We start from the raw sequence: 1,145 nt of genomic DNA, 5'->3' as shown, positions 1-1,145 counted from the left end.
TAAAATGTACCCTATAGAGTAGACGTTTTAAAAAAAACTACCCTATGGGGTTTTTCTATGTATAATGGAATAAAAGATTAGAGGTGGATAAATGAGTATTAAGAATTTTACAGAAAAAGAAGTGAAAGTGTTGTCCAAAAATAAATATGTAACAAATGTTAGTATTAAAGGTATAACTTATACCGATGAATATAAACGCATTTTTGTAGCGGAGAATGAAAAGGGAAAATCTATAAAAGAAATATTTATAGAATATGGTTTTGATATAGATGTCCTTGGATTGGTTCGAATTAGATCAGCAGGTAACAGATGGCGGGCTGCATATAGAAAAAAAGGCATAATAGGATTGAATGATACAAGAAAACTAATGTGCGGAAGATCAAGTGGGAAAGATCTCCCCATAGAAGAAAGATACAAACGTCTTAAGGTCCAAATTAATTTACTTAAAGCTGAAAATGAATTACTAAAAAAAATCGACATGCTAGAAAGAAGGATGATAAAGAAAAAATAATATTAGCAGCAGAAGAAAAGTACCTTCTTATCAATTCACAAATTAAAAAATATAAACTCAAAAATATGCTTAGTCATTTATGCAATGTGTCTGGGGTATCACGTTCAGGGTATTATAACTATTTCTCAGTTAGTGCACAGGGATTTAGGAATAAGCGTGACTACTGTGATAAATCAGTGGGTGATACTATATTAAAGGCATACAACTTTAAAGGCCGCAAAAAAGGAGCCAAGCAGATCAAAATGACATTAGAAGGCGAGTTTGGAATCGTATACAACTTAAAGCGTATCCGTAGGATTATGAAAAAATATCAAATAGTGTGTCCAATCAGAAAAGCAAATCCTTATAAAAGGATGATGAAAGCTACCCTTGAACATGCTGTTTTACCAAATCTATTAAATAGAAACTTCAAACAAAATATACCTGGCAAGGTATTGCTTACGGATATAACTTATTTGTTTTATGGAAAGGGTCATCGAGCATATCTTTCAACAATTAAGGATGCCTCTACAAATGAAATACTGGCATATAATGTGTCAGCTAATATTAAGATGGATATAGTCACTGATACTATATTAAAACTAAAAAAGAATAGGAATATTAAAATATCTAAAGATGCATTTATTCACTCAGA

At 31.1% G+C, this 1,145-nt stretch carries 1 pseudogene; it reads left to right on the top strand.

The window, feature by feature from the left end:
* Positions 1 to 91: 91 nt before the first annotated feature.
* Positions 92 to 1,145, top strand: a pseudogene (locus tag KPL55_RS26215) (IS3 family transposase); the annotation flags it as partial.

Source organism: Clostridium lacusfryxellense (assembly GCF_018861735.1).
Lineage (GTDB): Bacteria > Bacillota > Clostridia > Clostridiales > Clostridiaceae > Clostridium_AD > Clostridium_AD lacusfryxellense.
This window is presented reverse-complemented; position numbering and strand designations above follow the sequence as displayed.